Source organism: Mesobacillus selenatarsenatis SF-1 (assembly GCF_000813125.1).
In the GTDB taxonomy this organism is placed as follows: Bacteria; Bacillota; Bacilli; order Bacillales; family Cytobacillaceae; genus Mesobacillus; species Mesobacillus selenatarsenatis.
On record NZ_BASE01000058.1, the window covers coordinates 23,441 to 49,097 of the forward strand.

Here is a 25,657-nt window from a genome sequence, read left to right on the forward strand (position 1 = left end):
CTAGCAGGCTTTTTCATATTTAAGATGAGCAACCTCCGCCACAGCTTGAACAACTGCTGCCGGAACAGCTGTGGCCGCCTCCATCATTATGTGAATCATTTATGTCGCCTGATCCGCAGAAAACGGCACTGCAGCCTGATGTTCCTTGGACCTGGTGTGAATAAGCGTAGGCTTGAGCATAGTCCCAGTATTCATCAAAGTAATAGAAAGAATAAAACACCATTACCAGGCTCAGTCCTGATAGGTCACCAAAAAGTCCTGGCCTTTCAAAAGACCCTTTTCTATCAACATTGTACATTTCTTGCGCTTTTTTTAGTTGTGACCTCAGCTGTTTGATTAAATAATTCACCAGCTCCTGATTATCATCAGTAACGATGAAGAATTGCTGTTTCAGCTCATCGTCACTAAGTGAACCGATTTTTTGGAGTAGCTGCTGATCAAGTGGATAATGGAAAAAGTCTCCCCAGGTCTGCCATGTGTATTCTGTTATTTCAAAAAGCTGAGCGAACACCCAATCAAAGAAAGCCCGTTGCTGTGGTGCTGGTTCCGGTTCCAAGTTCGGCGTATGATGAAGCATTTTGCCAAGGTATTTTTCACTAAAAGCTTCATATTGCTTCGTGAACATCAGCATCTCATGCCAAATCTCATCGACCTTGCTGCTGAACATTGGCGTGCTTTTAATAAACGAATTAAGGAAAAAATATCGTTTTAATTCAAATAGACGCCATTCAAATTCATCATCTGAAATCTCGGGATGTTCGCTTAAAAAACGGAGTTTCACTTGATTTATAAACTCATAAGAAAGAGATTTCTCTAATTTATTCAAGATAGCAGAAGCCGGCACATCATCCAGTAAGCCAAGGTGGTCCGGGATGTTCTCTTTCAATAAAACTTTCTTTTTGCTTCCATTGCCGGAAAAATAAACAATGGCAAAGAGTATCCCTGCTCCAGCCGCGATTGTTAAGAAGACACCCATTTTTATACACCTCACCTTGTGGAATAGTTGTTACCGGATATTACGTTTTTCATAATGGAAAGGTTTCAAAATAATTGGAAATTTCGGTACATAAAAAGCCCAGCCAGATGGCTGAGCTATAAGATCAAATTAAGAATTATAGTTTAGTAACGTTAGCAGCTTGTGGTCCGCGAGCACCTTCCACAACCTCGAAAGATACTTCCTGGCCTTCTTCTAATGTTTTGAAACCTTCTGTTTGAATAGCAGAGTAATGTACGAAAACATCATTGCCGTCTTCAGCTTCGATGAATCCAAAACCCTTTTCCGCATTGAACCATTTAACTTTACCGTTTTTCATGTGAAAAATCCTCCTAGATCGGCCGAACAAGCCATGATTAAAATTTAGCAAATCACAACGACTAGTTCCTCATACATGACCTATTCAAACGTCTTCAAACATTAGAATAAGCAAATTGCAAAGTGCCTAATACGTGTGCAATCAGCTAATTTCAATATAGCAACGATGGATTTTATTGTCAACAAAAGACAAACCTGACAATCTGTTAAAAGTGGATTATTTTCTGGCAGGAGCTTTCTAGTGAGAAATGTTGTAAAAAACCAGTACCACACGCATGCTTTGGAAGGATCTTGTTACTTTTCATCTATTAAATTGCTGAAACGGATATGGAAGGTTGTCCCTATGCCAACCTGACTTTTAACCTCTACTTTACCTCTCATTGCACGGATGATGCTGAAAGTCACCATCATGCCAAGACCAGTTCCCTGCTGCCCTTTTGTCGTGTAGTATGGTTCTCCCAGTCGGGCAATCTGCTCTTCAGTCATCCCGAGACCTGTATCCCTCACGAGGATATGGATCACAGTCCCCGTGCGGAAGGTTTGAACGATTAGTTCCCCGCCGTTTGGCATAGCCTCCAAACCGTTCTTGATCAGGTTGATGAATGCTTGCTTGAATTTCGAACAATCCCCTGATATAACTAATTCCGGACTATACTTTTTCCTTATTTTCACACCGTTTAGGTTTGCCAATGGATTCAGTACATTGAGAACCTGATTCAATTCCTTATCGACTTCGATTAGCTCTTCTTTTTCAAATGCAGGCCTTGCAAAGGTAAGATAGTCATTGATGACCTCTTCAGCACGATTTAATTCCTGGACCGCAATATCGATGAATTCCTTTTTCTTTTCATCAGGATAATCTTTCTCGCCGAGCAGTTGCAAGAATCCTTTTACTGTTGTAAGCGGATTACGGATCTCATGGGAAATAGCCGCACTTAAATGGCTGACGGCTTCAATTTTATCGGCTTTCGCTAGTCTTTGTCGGATAATGAAAGTTTGACGAATTGTCTCAATTGAATAGCTGACCAGACCTGAAGTTAGTGCGGGAATCAAAATGAAACTGATCCAGGCTTCCGGGTGTCTGATTGGTTCGCTGACTACAGTGACCATTTGCATTAACAAAAAGGAAGTGATTACGGTCAATAAAACAGAGATACCGACCCTGCTGTTCAGAGTAAGCCTGTTGAACCAGGGATGAATCCATTTTAGAACGATGGCAAGAGTTGCAAAGACCCCCACCGAGACCCAGAATCCATCGTTTATGCCTAAAAAACCTCTCATAAGGATCGTGAAGGCTGCTAGCAGAAAACTATATCCAGTATAGAGACTTCCAAGAATCATCGGCACCTGTCGAAGGTCAAAGTGAATTCCATCCTGGACTTGTACCGAAAAAATATAACATGTAAAAATCGATATAATGAAATAGAATAATTGATATCTTTCTCGGCTCTCTTCCTTCACTTGCCTTTCGATGATTAACTGTGTAAAAAACAAAAGGACAAGAAGAAGTGAGAGATTCATTAATAAATGCTTTGTAATTTCCACTGTAACACCACCATTCGTACTCCCTAAGATATTATTATAATCCAGTGCTCAGTGCAAATTTTATCCAATTTCACCTTTCTATTCCATGCTATTTGTTTTATATTGGAAAAAAGAGAGGTGTTTTTCATGTTGACGTGGATCATAATTTTTTTGCTTTTACTAATACTCATTGATGTTGTAAGGCTGCATAAGAAGATTGATAGGTTGAATAATCATCTAAATCCTCAGTCATCGCCGCCATCGGATGAGGAAATTGAAAAGATGCTAACTTCGAAGAATTCTAGCTATGAAAAGTAAATGGCTTCCGTATGGGATCGTCCTATTAGCTATATTGCTGATCCTCACCATAGATGGATTCCGAACACTTATGCCGGAACAGGAAAAAGAACCGTCATTTAGTATTCCAGAAGCAGTAATCACCGTTGGAGGCCAGGGAGTATTATATAAATCAGGTACATTTGCCTGGGTAGGAAAAGGCACCGGACCTGTCATCGACCAGGATGAGCCACCAATCCTGTTCCATGATCTGCTGCCTTTCAGCGTGAAGCCGTTCAGCGAAATGAATATCACTTTTCCCGAAAAAGCAGGGATTGACAATATTTCCATTTACCGCTCACAGGGACAAGGAGATTTGGAGATGGGGAACCTTCCATTTGAAACATTTTTTGATAATACCTATACGTTTAACAATGTGGCTGGCCAAAGTACAGTAATCATCCAGGCCTCCAGCGGAGATCAAGTCTATCATTATGCTTTTCCATTAATCATTGAAGAAGTGGTTGCTTATCAGGCACAACTTGCCGAAGAACCAGGCTACTTGGCTGTACTTGAACTGTATAAACCAGAAGCGCTGCAGGAAAATTGGGCTCTCGAACAGGTCAATAACAAATATGTACATAAGGCACATTCTTTGAAGGTTAACAACCTTGAGGAAGCACGCCGGCAATTTCCTGATTTGAAAATCGATTCGCTGCCGTATTATGCCATTTTCAATCATGAAAGATTGCTTTACGAGGCATATAATCGGGATGATTTCTTCAAGATATTGAAGATCGCGGCACCATAAGAAAAGCTGGGCTCTAGATAAAATAGAAAACGCCATCCATAAAGGATGACGGACAGTTTTTTTCGATTCTCCATCGATTTGTGTCCGTCATGGCCTTGATGACGGACAGTTTTGCCGATTTTCCAGCGAATTGTGTCCATCATAGCCTGGATGACGGACAGTTTTCTCGATTTTCCATCGATTTCTGTCCGTCATGGCCTTGATGACGGACAGTATTCTCGATTTTCCATCGATTTGTGTCCGTCATGGCCTGGATGATGGACAGTTTTTCCGATTTTCCATCGATTTCTGTCCGTCATGGCCTTGATGACGGACAGTTTTCTCGATTCTCCATCGATTTGTGTCCGTCATGGCCTTGATGACGGACAGTTTTTCCGATTTTCCAGCGAATTGTGTCCGTCATAGCCTGGATGACGGACAGTTTTTTTGATATTCTATGAATTTGTGTCCGTCATGGCCTTGATGACGGACAGTTTTTCAGATTACACATTGAATCGTGTCCGTCATTTTCGCTTGCGCTTTTTATTTTTGAAAAGGTGGAGGACTTCCACCAGCAATAGCAGCAAGGTGATGTAGCATAGGAAAGCATACATTAAGCCAAGTAACAGGTTGAGCGGCCATTTTTTGCTCCACAACCTGTGAGCGACCAGCGTCCGCTTGCCCATCGCCTTCTTTATGGGAACGATGAGGTAAAATAACAAAGCGTATAATAGGCCGTTTAAAAAGCTGCAGTCAAACTCTTCTTCAGCTGTTTCAGCCTTTTCTGTTTCTTGTTTCGATTCACGCTGTTGGTCTGTTACTTCGGTATCTTCTTCCCTGCTATCAGGTTGATTTTCCTGTTGGCTTTCTTCATTTTCATTTTTGGGCTGTTGCTCCTGCTTCTTAGGTTGCTCTTGTGATTGTTCATTTCTCTCTTCTGGAGCATCCGTAGGTGCATATATGCCTTTTCCATTTTCTTTTGCATAATCCATCGCCGACCAGATTCGATTTTCATACTTATAGCTGCCATAATCGTAAAAGTCTTCGACCAGGCCTGCCTTCGTGATTTCCTCCTGATGCAGCTTGTCTCCTACCCAAACCCAGGCAAGAAGTCGATCATATTTATCGAAAAGGCTCCCGCCATCCGTCTCAAGTTTAATTTCCCCCTGCTTTAAAAAGGAACATGTATACTCTGCAGCTTCAGGCCCGAATGGTTCTTTCGTCCTTGTGCTTTCAGGAGTATCAATATAGAGAAAACGTGTTTTATAGTCTTTGCCGTTGATCGTAAACACAGCCGTATCACCGTCCGTGCATTCTGACAATTCTGCTTCAAACATTTTTCCAACCTGCAATTTACCGATAGAAACTTCAGCTTTAGGAATTTCGCCTTCAACCTGATTAGATTCTGGCGCAGCATTTCCTGCTCCTGAGAAAGTATACCCTTCCAAATCGACTTTTTCCTCAGTGAGTCTGGCTGCACAATCAGAATTACTGTTATACTGATTAATCAATCTGATCAGCTCGCCAATATCGGCTGCGCTTTTCGCAATCGACGTCGGTTCATGAAGCAAATACATACAATCGGCATTTCGGTAATGGCCGCCCAGTTCATCCCGTGAGCCATTATGCGCTGAAACCAGGTTTGGTAAAATAAAAAATGCCATCAGGATGGCAGTTATCACACTGATGTTTTTTATGTAATTCACAGCTGCCCCCCCCTTTTACCCCTACTACTATACCAAAAAAACAGCCTCCCTTGGAAGCTGCTTTAAGTCAAATCAATTTAACTTTTTTTCAATTTGTTCTCGGGTCATTTCTATTTTTCCAGGCAATACGAATAGGTATTGAATCAAATCCTCCAATAAATCCATTGTTAGTTCTGTCATTTCGTCATCCATCTCAGATTCCAGCTCAAGCATCTTGTGAAGTCCGCCTTCAGATGCCATCAATGGACCTAATGAGGTGACTGGTTTTACTAAATTGATATGATCCGGAAGTATTTCGAATTGCTGGTCAAGAGTAAGGCCCTTAGCTTTATCGCCTAAAAAGTTTTTAAGTACATTCTCTAGGACCCGCTTGGCCAGTACAGCAGTCGCTCCATTCTCTTTTGTAAGATGAACACTGACCGCAGATTTATAAGCCCTGACCAATTCTTCTGGTATTCTGGGAATGTGTTGAATCTGGCTTGATGGATCTGTCGAGCTCTGGGGATCATATATGTACACATTAGGCTGTGTCTCTTTTTCTTTTGTAATGATTACAAACGGAACACTTTGTTTGCACGAGGGGCAAGCACTTTCCGTCATCAATCCGTGTTTGCTGCTCTGATAAGTCGATTTTAGAACAAACTCAACTTTGTCTTTGCAATCTGGACAAATACTTCTAATACTCTTAGGGACCTTCAAATGTCCGAACTGACTATACGCTGTAATCGAGCCGGGAAAGATTCGCCTCATTCTAGTGCCCCTTTCTATATTACAAATTCCAATTAGCCTTAGTTTCCATACTACTTTAAAATTTATCCATGTTTTTATATAACCCTAATCAATAAAATGAAAACACCACTTTTAACGATGGTGTAAATTATAATCGATTTGTTTTCCTAAAAGGCCTGAGATAAGTTGCAGGGTGGCCAGAGAGGAAATATCGTGCTCAAGGAGCGGCAAGAAAATTTGTCTCTGATGCTTGAACTTGTCCTTGATTTCCTCAAGGTACACTCGCTCGTTCGTTCTTCTTTGTTCCATGAACCTTCCATCTGCTTCATCAGGAATGACCTTATTGATTACGATTGAGTTAACATGTATTCCATGCTCGTGCAAAGTATCAATTGCCTTGGCGGTTTCGAGGATTGGAAGCCTTTCAGCATTAAGAACGAACACATACTGTGTTTTGGTATCATCCAACAGGATTTCTCTTACACGCTTGAAGCGGTTTTTCCGTTCATTAAGCTTGTCATACAAAGGGTCTTCAACGATTTCACCATCATTCATCCACTGTGCATAATTCTCGTTCACTTTTTTGCGCCTTTCCAATAGCCCGTCCATCCAAACGCCCATCAATTCCGGAAGTGTCAGAAGCCGAATTGTATGTCCAGTAGGTGCTGTGTCAAAAACAATACCGTCATAGTTTGCGATTTCCTCAAGAATCAATGAGGTGATTTTATCAAACAGCGCGGCTTCTTCTGCCCCAGGCGAGGATGCAGCCATATCGATCTGCCTGTTGACCTCCTCCAGCATCGTCGCTTTGACCAGGCCTTTCAAGTTTCCCTTTACTCCATTTATATAGTTCCTTGACTCCTGTTCCGAGTCAATCTCCAGTACGTCCAGATTCTCCGTTGCTCTTTCGATTTTTCCCCCGCTGAAGTTACGATGAAATAAATCGCCTGTATTATGGGCGGGATCTGTTGAAACCAGAAGTATCTTCTTTCCTTTTTGCGCAAGTAAAAGCGCCATTGCCGCGGATGTTGTACTTTTGCCAACACCGCCTTTTCCGCCGATAAAATAGATCTTCTTTTCCAGCATATCCATAACACTTCCTCCTAGCAGCAGCGTATTCCTTCAAGCGGGGATTTTTCCATCCCGGCCCTAAGATGCCAATCATGAAAACGCTCGATAATGACAGGGTATAGTTCAAGTGTGTAGTAAAATGCCGGGTTGGGCAGACCGAGCATTTCTGAAAAGCACAACAACATAAACAGGTCCTCTTCATCTCGTAATTCACGAGCAATTTCTGTCCTGTGCGGCTGTCTGAGAATCTCATCATAGACAGCTATTGCACGCTTTAATTGTTCGTAGAAACCCATCGCGAATTCCTCTCTTTCTAAAAAGGACAATAGAGACCGGTCGCCCGGCCTCCACTTCATTACATTTCCTTGCTTAATGGCGGTGGATTATTCCTGCTGAAGGCTGCGATTGCCTCGATGATGATCCAGAATACAAAGATCAGGATCAGTCCTCCGATACCAAAGAGCAGCATATTCAGTTCGCCACTTCCATAACCAGACCACTGGAAAACGACCTGCTGAACCATTGCCCAAAGTGTCATGAAGAATACGAACACCATTGGGATGAAGGTTACAAGGTAATTCCTTCCCTGACGCTTCAGCCAGATGGAAATTAGCAGCAGGCTGACTCCGGCCAAAAGCTGGTTGCTCGTTCCGAACAAAGGCCACAATAGGTATCCGCCAGAACCGAATCCGTTAGGTCCTTTTGGCAATAATACTAGCGCCGCACTGGAAACAACCGCAACAGTTGTAGCCACATGAGTCTTTGTCAGTGCCTGGACATTGTACTCGCTTCCGATTTCAGCGATGATATAACGCATCAATCTTACTGACGTGTCCAAAGTGGTAGCGGCAAAGCTGACGACGATGATGGAAACAATCGTCCTTGCGATGTCTGCTGGAATCCAGATGCCGGTCGCAAGCTGGGCAGCACCATTGATGAAGTTGCCAAGCCCACCTGCGCTAGCAGCCGCAAAGCTTGAATAAGCTGCAGTAAAATCAGCTTTTGTCGCAAATACAGTAACAACCGCGATAATGGCGATCAAGGCAAGGACACCTTCCCCAACTGCACCAAGATAACCAACAAAGCGGGCATCTGTTTCTTTTTCCAACTGCTTAGAGGATGTTCCAGAAGAAACAAGTCCATGGAACCCAGAAATGGCACCGCAGGCAATCGTAATGAACAATAACGGGAACCAGGAAACATCAGTAGCCGCTGCATTCATTGCTGGAGCTGTAACCTTTGGCTGCAGGAAAATGAGTCCTGCATATAAAATGAATAAACCTACAACCAACTGGTGTGAATTGATATAATCACGAGGCTGCAGGAGCTTCCAGACCGGTAGTGTTGATGCAATGTAAACATAAACCATCAGAACGACAATCCAGACTAAGAAAGCCATGGATACACCACTTAGACCAAACATGACGGTACTATCCGCCCCGCCAAAATATCTCACAAGATCAATTTGCAATGCCGGTACGCGGCTGGCCAGGATGGCGGCACCATACATGACAGCTAATGCAATCAGCGAAGGTATGAGCATTCCCTTCTTCTTTTTATAAACAGCATAACCAATCCAAATCGCAAGTGGTATCTGTAGGAATACCGATAGAACACTCGCAGGGAATTTTACAAACAAGTTCGCAATAACCCATGCAAAAACGGCGTTGACCATCAAAACAAGTATTAAAATAATGAATAAGAACATAATTTTTGCACGTTTGCCTATAAGCTTATTTGTGATTGTACCCACTGATTGCCCTTTATTCCTGACTGAAAGGACAAGAGTACCGAAGTCATGGACACCTGCTGCGAAGACGGTTCCCAAAGTAACCCAGAGAAATGCAGGAAGCCATCCCCAATAGACAGCGATTGCCGGCCCAACAATTGGTGCTGCCCCGGCCACAGACGTAAAATGGTGACCCCAAAGGATCATTTTCTTCGTTGGAACAAAGTCTACCCCATCGGAATACTGGTGCGCCGGTGTGACATAGTTCGGATCGAGACGGTAAATCTTTTCTGCTACCCACTTAGAATAGAAGCGGTAGCCGATCGCAAACACAATCATTCCGATCACGGCTAACCATACAGAATTCATTTTTGTTAACCTCCTTTTTTATGAGTTGGTACTACAACTTAATAATAAAAATATATTGGTTGATTAGTCAATAAATTCAGAATGTTTTTATTAAATCTTTTTCTGAAGTTTGATTACTTGGTTGTCCATAAAATAAATATTGCTATGTTAACGTTATATGTTGATTTGGGCTCCGTTAAACAGGAACTAAAAATCAACATCAACCTTTAGCACAGCAAACATTAAAAAATCTCTCATATTTATTTTTACTAATAAACTGTTACTCATTCGATTCTAGCTTTTGTTCGTCCACAGAGCCCTTTCCTTGGTCGGCTGGCACTTTTTCAGGTAGTGACAGTTGCTGCATCAAGGCTTGTTTTTCTACTAATTGTTCCAAACGATTCACTTTTTCCATTAAATCAATGTGTTCATGTTCTCTGGTAATTCTTTTTGATTTAGTTGAATAGTAGGGATCCGTTTCCCACCAGTCCATTCCGATTTCCTTTGCCTTATCAACTGAGGCAACAAGCAATCGGATTTTTATTGTAAGGAGGTCGACATCTGCCAGCGAAATTTTTATATCTCCGGCTATCACAACTCCTTTATCCAAAATTTTTTCTAGCACCTCCAGCAAATTACTGGATTGGGGTGTATGTTGATACGACATTCTAATTCTCTCCTATCTATTACATCAATTTTCCGAGAGGACCTAATTCTATATTCAATTCTTCATTTTCCAAACCAAAGACGGCCTTTAATTCTTCCATCTTTTCTTCCAGTCTCATCAGTGTAATACCTAATTCTTCGAGTTGATCGTCTGTGAGAGAATCACTTTCAACCCTCCTCATTGCCTGTCTTTCCATCAATTGACGAAGGAGTTCGATGACTGTCAGAACTAATTTCGCCAATCCCTGTTCTACATTGTTCTGATCCAGTGGTAACCGTTCCAACTAACCCACCCTCTTTCAATAAATTATTATCATTAATACCAAATGCACTTTCTATTGATGATATCAGCAAGCTAAGATCGATGATGATCAGGTCGATATTAGCAATCGAGATGATTATTTCACCTCTTACAACTACTCCAGTTTCGATGACCCCATCCAACAAATCGAGGAGAGTCATTTCTTTGTTTTCAAACGGTTTATATTGCTCCATTTTAGTCGTCACTGCCCATTTTAGAAAAATGGTATGGCGGCCAGGGCCCTGTTACTTGGAAGGTACAGCCTCTTTTGCTAAAAAGCTTTTCACACTCATGTATTGCGGAAATAAATTCATCCTCCATCTTTTTTTCGACAAAGAAGTCACAGTTTATGATCATGTCATCGGCTCTGCCCGTGACATCCTTTCCCCAGTTACTGCGGAGGCTTGAGTCCTCTATAAAACTTGTTAGATACTTTTGAATTTCAGCCTGCCATTTCCCGAATTCCTTAACTATTTCCTCCCCTATTTTAAGATCTATCTTTTTCTTCATTAAAAACTGCTTCCCTTTTGGCATTGATGCCAGGGAATCTTTCAGTTCAATGATTGACGGATTATTTTCGAGAACAAAGTGTTTTGCTGTTTCAAGTTTGCAGAACACTTTGAGATTCCATTCTTCTTTTCCTTTCAAAGTTTGCAGTTTTCCGAATAACTCATCATATCTCTCTTTTAGCAGGTTCGATAACTTCTGTTCGTTTTGGAAAATGGTGCAGAATGACATTGGCAGAATGGTGAAATTCCTGTTTAATTCCTCTATGCATGAATGATGATGGATAGCATTTTCCTGAAGCCAATCAATATTTTTGGAAAGTGAGTCGATGTTTTGCTGGGAGAATTTTTGTGGATTGACTGGAGTGGCAATAGCAACAATGTCATTAAATTTCATCGCAGTCGATGGCTGTTGATCAATTCCAATTATTAAAGGGAGAACACTTTTCGAAAGTTCCTCTTTTGGAATGATTCCGTATACATATAAGTAATCCGTATGATTTTTTTCAACGGACATTTTGCTGCCTCCTTATTCAAAACTTTTTCTGTCTTTCTCTCGGTTCTTAGCAATTTTATATCTTGTCAGAAGTTCCTGTTCCATTTCAATGTAAGTTTCTTCATCAATTTCTTCATTCTCAAACATCATATGCAGCTGGAGCAGCTTCTCCTGAATGTGTTGTATATTATAAAGTTCATCATCCGCTTCTTCCTGGATTTTTTCTGCTAGTTTAATAACTGACCTGATAGGCAATGTGAATAATTTATGAAACATAGTTATTGTTCAATCCTAAGTCGGATATTCACAAAATTATAGGGAGGCCAGGGCCCGGAATATTTAAATTCAGCCCTCTCTTTCCACTGTTCATATAGCTGGTTGACTTTTTCATCAAAAGCTTCTTCATATTCCCGGTCAATCAAAAAAGCGGCATTTAATATGGTCTTACCGGGTACGATGCTATTTAATTTTCCTGATTCTGCTGCATGGAATAATGGGGTGAATAGTTCCTCTTGGGCTTTTTGCTCCAAATGATTAAATACTCTTTGAACCTGCTCTCCTAATTGAATCTTTTCGTAGAGCAAAGCTGGATCAGAAGCATCCTTTTTCCCGCTTTTCCATTCATTCAAATATGGGTCCTGTTCAATTAAACCATCAATCCATTTCTGTTTGGCCACTACCTTAAGGCCAACCTCCAGCTTATTTTCCAACTGGGAAAACAGCGCCTTCAACTCTTTAGATAGATGCTCAAGAATCAATATCACATCCTCTTCAGAATTGAAAACATTTCCGAAGCTCATTGGTATGACGGTGTGCGTTTTCATAACCTCCATAATACCCTGCTGATGAGCCAAAAGATTCTGGCGTTCCGGCAATACTTCGCCGTTTACCCTGGAGACGACTGCTGCAGTATCCTGATGATGAATAGTATAAATCGCTGTCTCTTCACCATTGATAATAACCTTACCCAAATTTTTAGGCATACTTGCCTCTATGGTACAAAACACGTAAATACCACCTTCTGAACTCATTTACTCTCCTCCTTCTTCTGCATCTCCTTTAAGATCTGTTCCTGAACCGATGAATAGCTTAAATGTGGCAGCTTTTGCTTTATCGGCCTGGATAGTACATCCAAGCAGATGTTTTGATAATTCTTGTCTCTATTCCTAACAGGGATTGAATGCTCTTTGCAAATTAAAGCAATCATCATCGACGACCTTAAGCTAGGGGAATATCCATTACCTAAAGAGCGGAGTTCTGACAATAACCTGACAAGCTTTGCAGAATCCTTCCTTTCCAGACCTGTCTTCAGCGTTATAATTTCAATTTCTGTTTTTTCATCACATGGCTCCAAATTAATCGTGATTAATCGGTCCATAAGAGCGTCCTGAGTATGAAAGGTTCCAGCATATTCTTCTGGGTTACTAGTAAATATTATTGAAAAATCCGGGTGGCATTCTATAAAGGATTCCTTCCCCTTGCCATAGATGGGAAGAACCTTCTCCTCTAAAAGTGATAGAAATATATTATTCGTTTCAGGACGGGAACGGGTAAATTCATCGTAAATGACAGTATGGCCATTCAATACAGCTTCAACAAGCTCACCGCTAAGCCAAAATGGCCTTACTTCCTGCTCTTTTTTGTAGACTGAATGGATATAGTTATCAACAACCTCCTTTTTTACGTAGCCGTATTGTTGGCCAAGAAGGTCCTTATTACTCATTTCATGATGCCCCCGGAGGATCGTCACCGGCTTGTTGAATTTTCTTGCTATGTGTATTGCCAGGCTGGTTTTCCCGACACCGGAAGGACCCACAAAATGTACGGGAAATCCAGACCTTATATATTGTTCGGTTCTTTCTATAACACTCTCAAAAAAAGGAGTATTTACGAACTTATCAACATTTTCCAACCTTATTCCTCCTTCTCATTTTATAGCCAAAAAAGAAGCCAGAAATTACAGTTTCTGGCTCCCTGAAAAGCCTTACAACCCTAGCGCTTCCTCTGCAGGCTGATTAGTTTTTAGCAGGCCGACCTTCTCTGCATAAACCAGCCAGGTTTCAACACTTGCAATGACAACGCGAGCCTCAACTGTAAGCAGTTCTATTCCCACCAAAGATACTTTTGCCCATAAATCTATTACTACACCTTTATCCAAGATACGGTCTACAACTTCAGCGAGGCTGGATGAGTCGACACTTTTTTGGATTGAAGCCACAAAATCACCTCCCTTCCATTCAATCTAACAAGGAAAGTGATAGTTTTACAGGACGATTAATGTGGGTGGATCCTTTCCTTGTCCAAATCAAAACCACTTCAAAAAAATGAAGTACTACATTGTATGGGAGATATCATAGAAGGTATGGGGAAATGCTCCCTGTCTTTTTACCTGAATTTTTCGACACAAAAATTTTCCCAACTTAAAAATTCGACAATATATGACTTAGTTGTTGCAATGTTCAGACTATTAAAGTATAAATATGATAATCTACTAATTTTTATTAGATAGAATTTGGTTTTAGGAGGAGTTTATTTGAAGAAGAAAGTAGTTTCCCTAAGTTTAACAGCAAGCTTGGCACTGAGCGGGTTGGTTGCTGCCACTGGCTTTGCCGCCCCCTCATCAGATTCATCTGCAAAAAATTACACAAAAAGCCATGGTGCACCTGAATTCGTTGCCGGCAAGCTGACGAATCCCTCCCAGAAGGCAGCAAAGGACATTGTTCTTGGTTACCTGAAAGCATCGAAAGGAAATTACAATTTAAGCACGAATGATAGTTTCGCAGTTACCTCTCAAGAAGCTGACAAATTAGGAGGAGACGTGGTTCGCCTTCAACAAACCCATCAGGGTGTACCTGTATGGGGAGCTACCCAGGTTGCCCGGGTGGATGAAGCAGGAGTGCTTCAAGTTTTCAGCGGAACCATCAGCAAAGGTCTTGGCGAAAAACTAGTGAAAGCTTCCAATAAGAAATCGCAGAGAGATGCCATTGCAGTTGCTGAAAATGATTTGGGTTTCAAGGCGGATTATGAAGTAGATCCATCTGCTGAATTGGTTGTATATCCTACTGAAGATCAGGCTGTGTTCGCTTATCATGTAACACTGAATTTCCTTAGTCCTGAACCAGGAAATTACCAATATTTTGTAAACGCCGTAACAGGTGAAATCATCAATAAGTACAACGCACTTCACACTGCTGGCAAAAATAATCCAAGTTTGAACGGAAGTGACACAGTAGGATCAGGTGTCGGTGTACTAGGCGATACAAAAACGCTGAATACCCTTCTTTCAAATGGATCGTACTATTTACAGGACAATACTCGCGGAAATGGTGTCTTCACCTATGATGCTAAAAATAGGCAGAGAACGCCTGGTTCCCTTTGGGTGGACGCTGACAATAACCTGAATGCAGCGTATGACGGAGCAGCTGTAGATGCTCATTACTATGCAGGACTTACTTACGATTACTATAAAAACACTTTTGGCCGTAATTCCTATGATAATAATGGTGCAGCATTAAGATCGACTGTCCACTATGGCAGAAGTTATAACAACGCTTTTTGGAATGGCCAGCAAATGGTTTACGGTGACGGCGATGGCACAACCTTCATTCCGCTATCCGGAGGTCTTGATGTTGTGGCCCATGAACTGACTCACGCTGTTACTGATTTCAGTTCCGATCTTGTTTATCAGTATGAATCAGGTGCACTTAACGAAGCGATATCAGATATCTTCGGCACACTTGCTGAATTCCATGATAATAATGACCCTGATTTTGAAATTGGCGAAGATATCTACACACCAAAAACAGCCGGTGATGCCCTTCGTTCAATGAGCGACCCTACTAAATACGGCGATCCTGATCACTACTCTGTGCGTTACACAGGCACTTCCGATAATGGCGGAGTCCATATCAACAGCGGAATCATCAATAAAGCTGCATACCTTCTAAGCCAAGGCGGCAGCCATTATGGCGTATCGGTTCCAGGTGTTGGAACGGATAAGATGGGCGCGATCTTCTATCGTGCCAACACAGTGTATTTCACTTCTTCCACAAACTTCAGCCAGGCACGAGCAGGAGTGGTGCAAGCAGCAAAAGACCTGTATGGATCCACTTCCCCTGAAGTAGATGCAGTCAATAAAGCATTTGATGCTGTAGGAATATATTAATAGCTTAATATTTAGCAAGACTGGCTCATTTATTGATTTGAGCCAGTCTTTTATTATGCTGAGGATCTCACACTTTGGGGTGTATGAAAGATTGGGATAATGGTTTTGAGTAAGCCGGATCGAGGCAGCGGAATCTTGACAGCTTTGCCCCTGGATCAAGAAAAGCTGTCACAAAAACGATGGTATCTTGACAGCTTTGGCCTTGAATCAAGAAAAGCTGTCATAAAAACGACGGAATCTTTACAGCTTTGGTTCTGAATCAAGAAAAGCTGTCACAAAAACAACGGAATCTCGATAGCCTTCTCCCCTATCCTAAGAAGCTGTCTTAATAGAATAACTCAGCAATGCTCCGCTATTATATTACTGTATTCTGTCACCTATTTACTTCACCGCGCTAATAAAATGATTGACATTCATTCATTAGAGCTGTAATATTTAGAGAAATTTAATAATTCAATAATATGAAATCTTATCCAGAGAAGCTGAGGGTCCTGGCCCGGTGAAGCTTCAGCAACCTTCAACTATTTTTTTGTTGAAAAGGTGCTAATTCCAGCAAGTTTTTTAAAACTTGGCAGATAAGAAGAATGGCTATCATCTGTAAAAGTCTTCTTCTAAAAGAAGGCTTTTTTGTTTTATTAGAGACTCTTCGCACCGTCTTTCTGGAGCTTTGCGATAGTTGTCTTTTTAAAAGTCGATGATTTCGTCTTTACTCATAAAACAAAAATTGCCGTCTAACTACAATCATTAGGAGTGAGTAAATTGGCAGAAATCGATACTAAGTTAGCGCAGCTTGGAAACAGGAGTGAAACATCAACAGGTGCGGTGAATCCACCAATCTATTTAACGACAGCCTATCGTCATGAAGGGATTGGCCAATCCAGCGGCTACGATTATGTCCGCACGGGCAACCCTACTCGGGAAATTCTTGAAAAGGCGATTGCAGACCTTGAGGAAGGAGACCGTGGCTTTGCCTGCAGCTCCGGAATGGCCGCGATCTGGACAGTTCTTTCATTGTTCGGGCAGGGGGATGAATGGATTGTCTCAAATGATTTATACGGGGGAACTTACCGTCTCCTAGAGCAAGGTTTCAAAAAGTGGGGATTAAATAGTACATATGCAGACATGGCGGATTTAAACGAAATCAAATCGGCAATCAATCATAAAACGAAGGCTCTTTTTGTGGAAACCCCGACTAACCCGCTGATGGAGCAAGCTGATATTGAAGCAATTGCAAAAATAACAAAAGAGCACGGTATTCTATTGATTGTGGATAATACCTTCTATACTCCCCTGCTGCAAAAACCAATCACGCTGGGAGCGGATATCGTCATCCACAGTGCAACGAAATATCTTGGCGGGCACAACGATGTCCTTGCGGGACTGATCGTTGCAAGGGGTCAGCAGATATGTGATTCTCTCGCCCTTCATCATAATGGCGGTGGCGCAGTTTTAAGTCCTTTCGATTCCTGGCTCCTTATCCGCGGGATGAAGACTCTGGCGTTAAGGATGGAACGCCACGAACAAAACGCCAGGGAACTTGTGAATTATTTAAAGAGGCACCATGCAGTGAAAGATGTCCTTTATCCTGGCAGAGGCGGGATGATCTCTTTCAGGGTCCACTTCCCTGCCATGGTCAATCCATTTTTAAAAAGTCTTTCCATAATCACTTTTGCCGAAAGTCTTGGTGGTGTTGAGAGCTTCATTACTTACCCTGCAACACAGACACATGCTGATATACCAGTTGAAATACGGAAACAAACAGGTGTTTGTGACCGACTGCTGCGATTCTCTGTGGGAATCGAGAATGTTGAGGATTTGAAAAAGGATTTAGAAGAAGCCTTCAGTAAGGCACGCCAGGAGGCAGAAGCAATATGAGTCACCAATATACTTTCGAAACCCAGCTGCTCCATAATAAACACAAATTCGATCCTGCAACAGGCGGTGTCAGTGTGCCGATCCAGCATGCGTCAACATTCCACCAGTCTACGGCAGACAAATTCGGAAAATATGATTATAGCCGGAGTCTCAACCCTACCAGGGAAGCGCTTGAGGAAATAATTGCAGAACTGGAGGGCGGTGTCAGGGGTTTTGCATTTTCTTCTGGAATGGCTGCGATCTCAACTGCATTTTTGCTTCTTTCACAGGGAGATCACGTGGTTGTCACCGTGGATGTTTATGGCGGCACTTACCGGATGGTTACACAGGTTTTGAACCGCTTTGGAATTGAGCATACTTTTGTGGACATGACCGACCTTGACGCGGTAGAACAAGCGATTAGACCAAATACTACTTTACTATATGCAGAAACACCTTCTAATCCGCTGTTAAAGGTGACAGATATACAAGCTGTCAGTGAAATTGCGAAGAAACATGGTGCTTATACATTTGTGGACAACACTTTTATGACTCCTTACTTGCAGCGTCCGCTTGAACTTGGAGCTGATATTGTCCTTCACAGCGCTACAAAGTTTCTTTCTGGCCACAGTGATACGGTCGCGGGTCTGGCGGTAGTTAAGGATGAAGAACTGGCCAAAAGGCTGTATTCCCTTCAGAACTCTTTCGGTGCGGTTCTGGGAGTCCAGGATGCATGGCTTGTTATGAGAGGTATCAAAACTTTATCTGTCAGAATGAATCAATCACAGGAAAGTGCAGTGAAAATCGCTGGATTTTTAAAAGAACACCCTTTAATTAAGAAGGTCTATTACCCTGGTCTTGCGGGTCATCCACAGTCAAAACTTCAGCTTCAACAGGCATATGGGCCCGGAGCGGTGCTTTCCTTTGAACTTAAAAATGCCGAGTTTTTAGCTAGATTTATAGAAAAAGTAAGACTGCCTGTGTTTGCAGTCAGCCTTGGAGCTGTAGAATCCATCCTCTCTTACCCGGCAAAAATGTCACATGCAGCCATGCCGCAGGATGAACGTAAAAAACGTGGGATCAGTGATGGTCTCCTTCGATTATCAGTCGGGCTTGAAAGCGCGGATGATTTGATCACGGACTTTGAGCAAGCTTTGGATTCCATACTAACACTTGAAGCACAAAAGGAGGAAGTCTAATGAGTTTCCTGAAACGCCTGGAAAATGAAATTTTAATCGCCGATGGAGCGATTGGTACTCTCCTCCATTCTTATGGAGCCGGTACCTGTTATGAAGAGTTGAACATTTCACATCCTGATGACATCATTCGTATTCATAAAGCTTATATAAGCGCTGGTGCGGACCTTATCCAGACGAACACATACGCAGCCAATTATATAAAACTTGAAAGATATGGACTCGAGGATCAGGTGAAAGAGATTAATAGTGCAGCAGTAAGACTCGCCCGACAAGCTGCAGGCACCGATGCCTATGTCCTCGGGACGATTGGCGGGAACCGGGGAATCAGACCTTCCGCCATTCCGATTGAAGAAATCAAACGAAGCTTCAGGGAGCAGCTCTACTGTCTTCTCCTTGAGGGTGTGGACGGACTTTTACTAGAAACATTTTATGATATGGAAGAAATCGAGTCGGTGCTGGAGATTGCCAGAAAAGAGACCGACCTGCCAATCATAGCCCAGGTATCCCTTCAGGAAATAGGAATCATGCAGGACCAGACCCCGCTTCAGGAGGTTTTCCATAGACTCGAAGACCTTGGCGCTGATATTGTCGGTCTTAATTGCAGACTTGGTCCCCATCATATGATTTCAAGTCTTGAGCAGCTAGAGCTGCCTTCAAAGGCATTTCTATCAGTCTATCCAAATGCCGGATTGCCTGCCTATACAGATGGGAAATTCCACTACGAAGGAAATCCTGAATACTTTGGCAAGTCAGCTCATAGCTTCCGTGACCAGGGAGTCAGGCTGATTGGAGGCTGTTGCGGAACGACTCCTGAACATATAAAAGCATTTGCTGATGAGCTAAAAGGATTGCAGCCAGTGTTAGACAAGAAAATTTCTGCGAAGAAGCCCAAAATTGTTGTCACTCCTGCTGACGTAAAAAGGCCATTAGCTCCACTAGATCAGGTGGTAAAGGAACGGCCTTCTGTGATTGTCGAACTTGACTCACCGCGAAAACTGGATACAACTCGGTTTTTTGAAGGAGCAAAAGCACTAAAGGATACAGGTATTGACGCCCTGACGCTCGCAGATAATTCACTTGCCTCACCAAGAATATCTAATGGTGCAATCGGACATCTCGTAAAGGAAAAGATCGGTTTGCGCCCTCTTGTGCATCTTACTTGCCGTGACCGGAACATCATTGGGCTTCAATCCCACTTGATGGGTTTGCATACGCTTGGGCTTCATGATTTGTTAGCCGTGACGGGAGACCCTGCCCGCGTAGGTGATTTTCCTGGTGCGTCGTCAGTTTTTGATGTCTCTTCCTTCGAATTAATCGAGATGATCAAGCAGTTTAATGAAGGTCTCTCCTATTCTGGAAAGGATTTAGGACAAAAAGGTGCTTTCTCGATCGGCGCTGCCTTCAATCCAAATGTCCGTTCCATCGAGAAAGCAGTGGCTAGGATGGAAAAGAAAATCCGTGCTGGTGCCGATTATTTCATCACTCAGCCCGTTTACTCTGAAAAAATGCTTGTTGAGGTTCATGAAGCAACAAAGCATATAGATGCCCCTATTTATATTGGACTGATGCCGCTAACGAGCAGCAGAAACGCAGAATTCCTCCATAATGAGGTTCCGGGCATCAAGATTTCACAGGAAATCCTCGACATTATGGCGAAATTCAATAATGAACCACTGCAATCCAAAAAGGAAGGCATAGCGATTACAAAAGGTTTGATTGAGGCTGCAGCAGAACTGTTTAACGGAATCTATTTGATCACTCCTTTTATGAACTATGAAATGAGTGTCGAGTTGTCGAGCTACGCTAATGAATACAGCAGCCGTCTTATGAGGAGGAATCAAAATGTCAACCTTGTTAACTGAGCAGATGAAAAAAAAGATCCTGATCATGGACGGAGCGATGGGAACAATGCTCCAGCAGGCAGACCTGACACCGGAGGATTTTGGCGGTGAAGAATATGAAGGCTGTAACGAAATCCTGAACCTGACCGTTCCGGATGTTATTGAAAATATCCATCGTGAATACTTTAAGGCTGGCGCAGATATTATTGAGACAAATACCTTTGGTGCAACTAGCCTGGTCCTGGACGAATACGGCCTGGGCCATAGAGCGTACGAAATCAACAAGGAAGCAGCTTTTATTGCCAGAAGAGCTGCCGACGAGGCATCCTCTCCCTCACAGCCACGTTTTGTAGCTGGTTCTATGGGACCGACAACCAAAACACTAAGCGTGACCGGAGGGGCAACCTTTGAAGAGATGTCTGCTTCCTACGAAGAACAGGCTCTTGGCCTAATCGATGGCAACGTTGATTTGCTGTTGCTCGAAACAAGCCAGGATTTACTGAATGTAAAAGCAGCGTATACGGGAATCCAGCGTGCATTTCAGAAGAGTGGCAAAGAACTCCCTCTGATGATCTCTGCCACGATTGAACCAATGGGCACGACACTCGCAGGTCAATCCATCGAAGCATTTTATATTTCTGTTCAGCATATGAATCCGATTGCGATTGGACTGAATTGCGCAACCGGACCGGAATTCATGCAGGAGCATCTGCGTTCATTGTCCTCCCTTGCCTCTTCTGCTGTCAGCTGTTATCCTAACGCCGGCCTGCCCGATGAGGAAGGTCAATATCATGAAACGCCGGATACATTAGCTCAGAAACTTTCTGATTTTGCCCGTGAAGGCTGGCTGAATATTGTCGGTGGCTGCTGTGGTACGACACCTGCACATATAAAGGCGATTTCGGAAAAAATCCAGGAGCGACCGCCGAGGCAAACAGAAGAAAACAAGCTGCATATGGTTTCTGGAATCGAGCCATTCATATATGACGATCCATCATTAAGGCCTATCATGGTTGGTGAACGGACGAACGTAATCGGTTCCCGAAAATTCAAACGCCTGATCTCCGAAGCCAAAATAGAAGAAGCAGCTGAGATTGCAAGGGCCCAGGTTAAAAATGGAGCCCATGTCATCGATATTTGCCTGGCTGACCCGGACAGAGATGAGCTTCATGACATGGAAGAATTTATTAAAGAAGTTGTTAAAAAAGTTAAGGCTCCGCTCGTGATCGATTCTACTGATGATGAAGTCATTGAAAAAGCATTAAGTTATTCCCAGGGTAAGGCGATTATCAATTCCATCAATCTAGAAGATGGTGAAGAACGATTCGAGTCTGTGGCTCGCCTGATCCACAAATATGGTGCTGCTGTCGTTGTTGGAACGATTGAAGAAGAAGGTATGGGTGTTTCCGCTGAAAAGAAATTGGAAATTGCTAAACGATCATACGACTTGCTTGTCAATAAATATAAAGTACCGGCACAGGACTTGATTTTTGATCCGCTCGTCTTCCCTGTCGGCACCGGGGATGAGCAATATATTGGCTCAGCCAAAGCAACTGTTGATGGAATCAGGTTGATCAAGGAAACTTTCCCGGAAACGCAAACGATCCTTGGAATTAGCAATGTTTCCTTCGGCCTGCCACCTGTTGGCCGAGAAGTATTGAATTCGGTTTTTCTTTATCACTGCACCCAGGCAGGTCTCGACTACGCCATTGTGAATACGGAAAAGCTCGAACGTTTTGCTTCTATCAGTCCTGATGAGGTTAAAATGGCTGAAGAGCTGTTATTCAATACAACTGATGATACACTTGCGGAATTCACTAATTTTTACCGTGATAAAAAGAAGGAAACAAAAAGCACCCTGCCTGATATGACATTAGAAGAAAGACTGTCCTACTATGTGGTTGAGGGTACGAAAGAAGGCCTTCAGCCAGACCTTGATATCGCACTGGACCTCTACCCTGCCCCACTGGATATCATCAATGGTCCATTGATGGATGGGATGAAGGAAGTAGGCAGACTGTTCAATGATAACCAGCTGATTGTGGCTGAGGTCCTACAGAGTGCTGAAGTCATGAAGGCTGCTGTCTCTCATTTAGAGCCTCATATGGAGAAAAATGATACAACCGCTGCAAAGGGCAAGGTGCTTCTCGCCACTGTGAAAGGTGATGTACACGATATTGGGAAAAACCTGGTTGATATTATCCTGAGCAATAATGGCTATGATGTGGTCGATTTGGGAATCAAGGTGACTCCAACTGCCCTCATTGAGGCGGTTAAAAAGGAAAAACCGGACATTATTGGCCTCTCTGGCCTGCTAGTTAAATCGGCACAGCAGATGGTGCTCACTGCCCATGATATGAAGCAAGCCGGGATTGACACTCCCATTCTTGTGGGAGGGGCCGCTTTATCAAGAAAGTTCACTGATACCAAGATTGCCAAGGAGTATGACGGATTAGTATTGTATGCGAAAGATGCGATGAACGGATTGTCTATCGCGAATCAACTGCGGGAACCGGATGGGTATGAACAGTTTTTAGCTGAACAAAAAGCAAAACAAGAAGCTGCGATGAATAAGCCGGACTTCACGGTCTCAGGGCGAAAATCATCCACAACCGTTTTGGAGCGTCCCAAAGTGACGACAAAGGCACCGGTGTTCATTCCGCAAGATACGAAAAGGCATCTCGTTAAATCTTACTCCCTGTCCCATATTGAGCCCTATATCAACCAGCAAATGCTGCTGGGACATCATCTCGGGTTAAAGGGAAAGGTAGAAAATCTGCTTGCTGAGGGTAATGATAAGGCAGTCAAGCTAAATGAAGTTGTTCAAAGTCTTTTAAAGAAAGCCAAAGCAAAGGATTGGATCAAACCAGCTGCCGTTTATCAGTTCTTCCCTGCCCAGTCGGATGGAAATAGGCTTTATATATTTAATCCAGAACAACCTGATCAAATCCTGGAAACCTTTGACTTTCCACGCCAGGAGGTTGCTCCCGGCCTTTGCCTGGCAGATTACGTTCGATCCGTGGATGATTCTAAAAAGGATTACATTGGAATGTTCGCTGTCACAGCAGGTGCAGGAATTCGCCAGGCAGCAGAACACTTGAAGAAAGAAGGACGTTTCCTGGAAAGTCATGCCCTCCAGGCACTTGCCCTTGAAAGTGCAGAAGGTTACGCAGAACTGATCCATCGCCAAATCCGCGACCGCTGGGGTTTCCCTGACACCCCGGATATGACCATGAAAGACCGTTTCGCTGCCAAGTATCAAGGTCAGCGCTTCTCATTCGGATATCCTGCATGTCCCGATCTGGAAGATCAGCGTAAGCTCTTCAACTTGATCAAACCAGAAGACATCGGAATCCATTTGACAGAAGGGTACATGATGGAACCCGAGGCATCTGTAACGGCTCTCGTTTTCTCCCATCCAGAAGCAAGGTATTTCAATGTGTTGAAGAAATAGGGGATTAAACATTTCAGGCTTCTGACAGGTTGGGACTCAACTGGAGAAAAGCTGTCAAAAGAAAGAGCAACTTCTGACAGGTTTGGCTTCAACCGGAGAAAAGCTGTCAAAAGAAAGAGCAAAAGCAAGAGGGATTTCCTCCCTCTTGCTTTTTCTTTCGCTCTTTTTGATTTATTTTCAATCGACTGTTCATGTCCTAAGTACTAAAGTGTATAATTCCAGGAAAATGAACCTTTTAATTCAGCACAATCGTCTATACATCAGTTAAAAGAATTGAGGTGCGAACTTGGAGCCCGGCAGAAGATATATAAGTAATGAAGAATTACTAGAAGTGCTGATTGAAAACTATGCAGAACGTGTGAACCGTTTGGCCTATACATATGTGAAAAGCTGGCAAGCTGCTGAAGATATCACCCAGGAAGTGTTCGTCTCCTGTTATAAAAATTTAGACTCTTTTCGTTGTGATAGTTCGTATAAGACATGGATCTTTAAGATTACCGTTAATAAATGTAAGGATTATTTAAAAAGCAAATGGTATAAATCATTCGTCCCTTTTGACTTTAGATGGACTATTATACCTGGAACTATAGCTTCTCCTGAAGAAGAAGTTATTGAAAAAAACACCCATCACACACTTTCAGAAAACGTGATGAGTCTTCCGAAGAAATATCGTGAGGTTATCATTCTATATTATTACGAGGACTTGAACATATCTGAAATTAGTAAACTGACCAATATCAATCTTGAAACAGTTAAAACAAGGTTAAGACGTGCCAAAGCATTGCTTCGTAAAAAGTACGAAGGAGTTGATGAGAATGGAGAATAAATTAAAGGAACTGCGCTCAAGCATGAACCAAACCGTTTTGAAGAACGGGAGTCTGAACAGTGCTGAAAAACACCGAATTTTAGAAAATGTTCTTAATGGTCATGTATCTAAAAAAAATAATTTCATAGCTCCGATTCTTTCAGTGGCACTTTCATTAGTTTTCATGTTTTCGATTGGTTCATATACGTACTATAACCTTTTCCCTGACACACGGCACTCGGACATATCACCACCTGACACAACTATGAGTGAATCAGTTGACAGAAAGATTAAGGTAGAAACTGCATTAGAAGAAAAGGAGTCAGCTAAGGAAGATAATGATAAAAAATGGAAGGATGTCACGGTCCTGGAACAAGGAACAAAATATGATATGGCGACAAATGCTAAAGATTATATCGCGAGTGCAAACAGATCAATTCATCAGATACCTGCCCCGGATTCCAAGCTGATTCAGAGGGGATATGATGAGATGTATTTTTATTACCTAGAGGCATCGGCGATTCAAAATGGGTTGAATATAATAGCAGTCGAAGGCATTGATATTGAAAAGGATTTTGATAATCTATACAACTTAACCATGATAATTTATGAAGAACAAGGTAAACGGACGGATGGTGTCAATTTAGATGGAGTAAATAAATTTGACGCTCACAAATATTGGAAAGAGCCAACGGATGAAATGAAGCTGGCATTGGATTATTTACAAAAATTGCTTAATGATCTTGATATTGCTATCAATGAAGAAGGTATCGGACAAGACAATGGGTACTCTTATCAGGGAGATGGTGATAAAACAGAAGAATTACAGGCCTTTATCGATTCTTATTTTGGTTTTTAGAATGGATAATTAATCACATATTGGCA

Annotated in this window: 24 protein-coding genes and 1 riboswitch; of the genes, 8 read left to right on the forward strand and 16 right to left on the reverse strand. The window is 42.5% G+C overall.

What is annotated here, in order from left to right; all coding sequences use genetic code 11:
- Positions 1 to 19: 19 nt before the first annotated feature.
- The 3 genes from TY49_RS12320 to TY49_RS12330 all read right to left on the reverse strand — a co-directional run bounded on the left by TY49_RS12320 (position 20) and on the right by TY49_RS12330 (position 2,857).
- Complete coding sequence (locus TY49_RS12320; protein ID WP_052442177.1) at positions 20 to 976, reverse strand: UCP032817 domain-containing protein; 957 nt, start codon at positions 974 to 976, stop codon at positions 20 to 22.
- A 136-nt stretch (positions 977 to 1,112) separates the two neighbouring features.
- On the reverse strand, positions 1,113 to 1,313 hold the full coding sequence (locus TY49_RS12325; protein ID WP_023614341.1) for a cold-shock protein: 201 nt from the start codon (positions 1,311 to 1,313) through the stop codon (positions 1,113 to 1,115).
- A gap of 293 nt (positions 1,314 to 1,606) precedes the next feature.
- Positions 1,607 to 2,857, reverse strand: coding sequence for an ATP-binding protein (locus tag TY49_RS12330; RefSeq protein ID WP_052442178.1), 1,251 nt, complete (start codon positions 2,855 to 2,857; stop codon positions 1,607 to 1,609).
- A gap of 286 nt (positions 2,858 to 3,143) precedes the next feature.
- On the opposite strand from TY49_RS12330, the gene TY49_RS12335 reads away from it, so the two are divergent.
- A complete protein-coding gene (locus tag TY49_RS12335) occupies positions 3,144 to 3,923 on the forward strand; it encodes a hypothetical protein (RefSeq protein WP_041966214.1) in 780 nt (259 codons plus the stop codon).
- A 503-nt stretch (positions 3,924 to 4,426) separates the two neighbouring features.
- Here TY49_RS12335 and TY49_RS12340 read toward each other — a convergent pair.
- The 13 genes from TY49_RS12340 to gvpA form a co-directional block, all read right to left on the reverse strand.
- Positions 4,427 to 5,608, reverse strand: a complete 1,182-nt coding sequence (locus TY49_RS12340) for a thermonuclease family protein (protein ID WP_052442179.1) — start codon at positions 5,606 to 5,608, stop codon at positions 4,427 to 4,429.
- Between the two features lie 72 nt (positions 5,609 to 5,680).
- Complete coding sequence (locus TY49_RS12345; RefSeq protein ID WP_041966215.1) at positions 5,681 to 6,358, reverse strand: hypothetical protein; 678 nt, start codon at positions 6,356 to 6,358, stop codon at positions 5,681 to 5,683.
- Between the two features lie 111 nt (positions 6,359 to 6,469).
- Entirely contained in the window at positions 6,470 to 7,429 is a 960-nt protein-coding gene (locus TY49_RS12350; RefSeq protein ID WP_041966216.1) for an ArsA family ATPase, read from the reverse strand.
- A gap of 11 nt (positions 7,430 to 7,440) precedes the next feature.
- Positions 7,441 to 7,704, reverse strand: coding sequence for a cory-CC-star protein (locus TY49_RS12355; RefSeq protein WP_041966277.1), 264 nt, complete (start codon positions 7,702 to 7,704; stop codon positions 7,441 to 7,443).
- A 59-nt stretch (positions 7,705 to 7,763) separates the two neighbouring features.
- Positions 7,764 to 9,506 (reverse strand): carbon starvation CstA family protein, encoded by a 1,743-nt coding sequence (locus TY49_RS12360; protein WP_041966217.1) that lies wholly within the window; start codon positions 9,504 to 9,506, stop codon positions 7,764 to 7,766.
- A 259-nt stretch (positions 9,507 to 9,765) separates the two neighbouring features.
- On the reverse strand, positions 9,766 to 10,152 hold the full coding sequence (locus TY49_RS12365) for a gas vesicle protein (protein ID WP_041966218.1): 387 nt from the start codon (positions 10,150 to 10,152) through the stop codon (positions 9,766 to 9,768).
- 19 nt (positions 10,153 to 10,171) lie between these two features.
- Positions 10,172 to 10,435: a gas vesicle protein K gene (locus tag TY49_RS12370; protein ID WP_041966219.1), complete on the reverse strand. Its 264-nt coding sequence runs from the start codon at positions 10,433 to 10,435 to the stop codon at positions 10,172 to 10,174.
- Complete coding sequence (locus TY49_RS24265) at positions 10,320 to 10,646, reverse strand: gas vesicle protein (RefSeq protein ID WP_084135462.1); 327 nt, start codon at positions 10,644 to 10,646, stop codon at positions 10,320 to 10,322. The genes TY49_RS12370 and TY49_RS24265 overlap by 116 nt, the downstream gene beginning before the upstream one ends.
- 1 nt (position 10,647) lies before the next feature.
- Positions 10,648 to 11,475: a GvpL/GvpF family gas vesicle protein gene (locus TY49_RS12375; RefSeq protein ID WP_041966220.1), complete on the reverse strand. Its 828-nt coding sequence runs from the start codon at positions 11,473 to 11,475 to the stop codon at positions 10,648 to 10,650.
- Between the two features lie 12 nt (positions 11,476 to 11,487).
- The gene (locus TY49_RS12380) at positions 11,488 to 11,730 is read right to left on the reverse strand and encodes a gas vesicle protein GvpG (protein WP_041966221.1); all 243 of its coding nucleotides are present in this window, start codon (positions 11,728 to 11,730) and stop codon (positions 11,488 to 11,490) included.
- Positions 11,731 to 11,732: 2 nt separating this feature from the next.
- Positions 11,733 to 12,485, reverse strand: coding sequence for a GvpL/GvpF family gas vesicle protein (locus TY49_RS12385; protein WP_041966222.1), 753 nt, complete (start codon positions 12,483 to 12,485; stop codon positions 11,733 to 11,735).
- Positions 12,482 to 13,366, reverse strand: a complete 885-nt coding sequence (gene gvpN / locus TY49_RS12390) for a gas vesicle protein GvpN (protein ID WP_052442180.1) — start codon at positions 13,364 to 13,366, stop codon at positions 12,482 to 12,484. Before gvpN ends, TY49_RS12385 begins: the two co-directional genes overlap by 4 nt.
- 72 nt (positions 13,367 to 13,438) lie before the next feature.
- A complete protein-coding gene (gene gvpA, locus TY49_RS12395; protein WP_041966224.1) occupies positions 13,439 to 13,672 on the reverse strand; it encodes a gas vesicle structural protein GvpA in 234 nt (77 codons plus the stop codon).
- Between the two features lie 315 nt (positions 13,673 to 13,987).
- On the opposite strand from gvpA, the gene TY49_RS12405 reads away from it, so the two are divergent.
- The 7 genes from TY49_RS12405 (at position 13,988) to TY49_RS12435 (ending at position 25,631) form a co-directional block, all read left to right on the forward strand.
- Positions 13,988 to 15,619, forward strand: coding sequence for a M4 family metallopeptidase (locus TY49_RS12405; protein ID WP_041966226.1), 1,632 nt, complete (start codon positions 13,988 to 13,990; stop codon positions 15,617 to 15,619).
- A 466-nt stretch (positions 15,620 to 16,085) separates the two neighbouring features.
- Positions 16,086 to 16,201, forward strand: a riboswitch (SAM riboswitch).
- 177 nt (positions 16,202 to 16,378) lie between these two features.
- Positions 16,379 to 17,494 (forward strand): methionine biosynthesis PLP-dependent protein, encoded by a 1,116-nt coding sequence (locus TY49_RS12410; RefSeq protein WP_041966227.1) that lies wholly within the window; start codon positions 16,379 to 16,381, stop codon positions 17,492 to 17,494.
- Positions 17,491 to 18,672, forward strand: a complete 1,182-nt coding sequence (metC, locus tag TY49_RS12415) for a cystathionine beta-lyase (RefSeq protein WP_041966228.1) — start codon at positions 17,491 to 17,493, stop codon at positions 18,670 to 18,672. The genes TY49_RS12410 and metC overlap by 4 nt, the downstream gene beginning before the upstream one ends.
- Positions 18,672 to 20,534 (forward strand): bifunctional homocysteine S-methyltransferase/methylenetetrahydrofolate reductase, encoded by a 1,863-nt coding sequence (locus TY49_RS12420; RefSeq protein ID WP_041966229.1) that lies wholly within the window; start codon positions 18,672 to 18,674, stop codon positions 20,532 to 20,534. Before metC ends, TY49_RS12420 begins: the two co-directional genes overlap by 1 nt.
- Positions 20,515 to 23,967: a methionine synthase gene (gene metH / locus TY49_RS12425; protein WP_041966230.1), complete on the forward strand. Its 3,453-nt coding sequence runs from the start codon at positions 20,515 to 20,517 to the stop codon at positions 23,965 to 23,967. The genes TY49_RS12420 and metH overlap by 20 nt, the downstream gene beginning before the upstream one ends.
- A gap of 286 nt (positions 23,968 to 24,253) precedes the next feature.
- Positions 24,254 to 24,793: a sigma-70 family RNA polymerase sigma factor gene (locus TY49_RS12430; RefSeq protein ID WP_041966231.1), complete on the forward strand. Its 540-nt coding sequence runs from the start codon at positions 24,254 to 24,256 to the stop codon at positions 24,791 to 24,793.
- On the forward strand, positions 24,783 to 25,631 hold the full coding sequence (locus TY49_RS12435; RefSeq protein ID WP_041966232.1) for a hypothetical protein: 849 nt from the start codon (positions 24,783 to 24,785) through the stop codon (positions 25,629 to 25,631). Before TY49_RS12430 ends, TY49_RS12435 begins: the two co-directional genes overlap by 11 nt.
- Positions 25,632 to 25,657: the final 26 nt, after the last annotated feature.

Coding starts and splice junctions, on each gene's coding strand:
- TY49_RS12375 (WP_041966220.1), bottom strand. CDS start 11,475: ATGTCCGTTGAAAAAAATCATACGGATTACTTATATGTATACGGAATC.
- TY49_RS12320 (WP_052442177.1), bottom strand. CDS start 976: ATGGGTGTCTTCTTAACAATCGCGGCTGGAGCAGGGATACTCTTTGCC.
- TY49_RS12335 (WP_041966214.1), top strand. CDS start 3,144: ATGAAAAGTAAATGGCTTCCGTATGGGATCGTCCTATTAGCTATATTG.
- metC (WP_041966228.1), top strand. CDS start 17,491: ATGAGTCACCAATATACTTTCGAAACCCAGCTGCTCCATAATAAACAC.
- TY49_RS12325 (WP_023614341.1), bottom strand. CDS start 1,313: ATGAAAAACGGTAAAGTTAAATGGTTCAATGCGGAAAAGGGTTTTGGA.
- TY49_RS12420 (WP_041966229.1), top strand. CDS start 18,672: ATGAGTTTCCTGAAACGCCTGGAAAATGAAATTTTAATCGCCGATGGA.
- TY49_RS12345 (WP_041966215.1), bottom strand. CDS start 6,358: ATGAGGCGAATCTTTCCCGGCTCGATTACAGCGTATAGTCAGTTCGGA.
- TY49_RS12380 (WP_041966221.1), bottom strand. CDS start 11,730: ATGTTTCATAAATTATTCACATTGCCTATCAGGTCAGTTATTAAACTA.
- TY49_RS12360 (WP_041966217.1), bottom strand. CDS start 9,506: ATGAATTCTGTATGGTTAGCCGTGATCGGAATGATTGTGTTTGCGATC.
- TY49_RS12365 (WP_041966218.1), bottom strand. CDS start 10,152: ATGTCGTATCAACATACACCCCAATCCAGTAATTTGCTGGAGGTGCTA.
- TY49_RS24265 (WP_084135462.1), bottom strand. CDS start 10,646: ATGGAGCAATATAAACCGTTTGAAAACAAAGAAATGACTCTCCTCGAT.
- TY49_RS12385 (WP_041966222.1), bottom strand. CDS start 12,485: ATGAGTTCAGAAGGTGGTATTTACGTGTTTTGTACCATAGAGGCAAGT.
- metH (WP_041966230.1), top strand. CDS start 20,515: ATGTCAACCTTGTTAACTGAGCAGATGAAAAAAAAGATCCTGATCATG.
- TY49_RS12350 (WP_041966216.1), bottom strand. CDS start 7,429: ATGGATATGCTGGAAAAGAAGATCTATTTTATCGGCGGAAAAGGCGGT.
- TY49_RS12355 (WP_041966277.1), bottom strand. CDS start 7,704: ATGGGTTTCTACGAACAATTAAAGCGTGCAATAGCTGTCTATGATGAG.
- TY49_RS12435 (WP_041966232.1), top strand. CDS start 24,783: ATGGAGAATAAATTAAAGGAACTGCGCTCAAGCATGAACCAAACCGTT.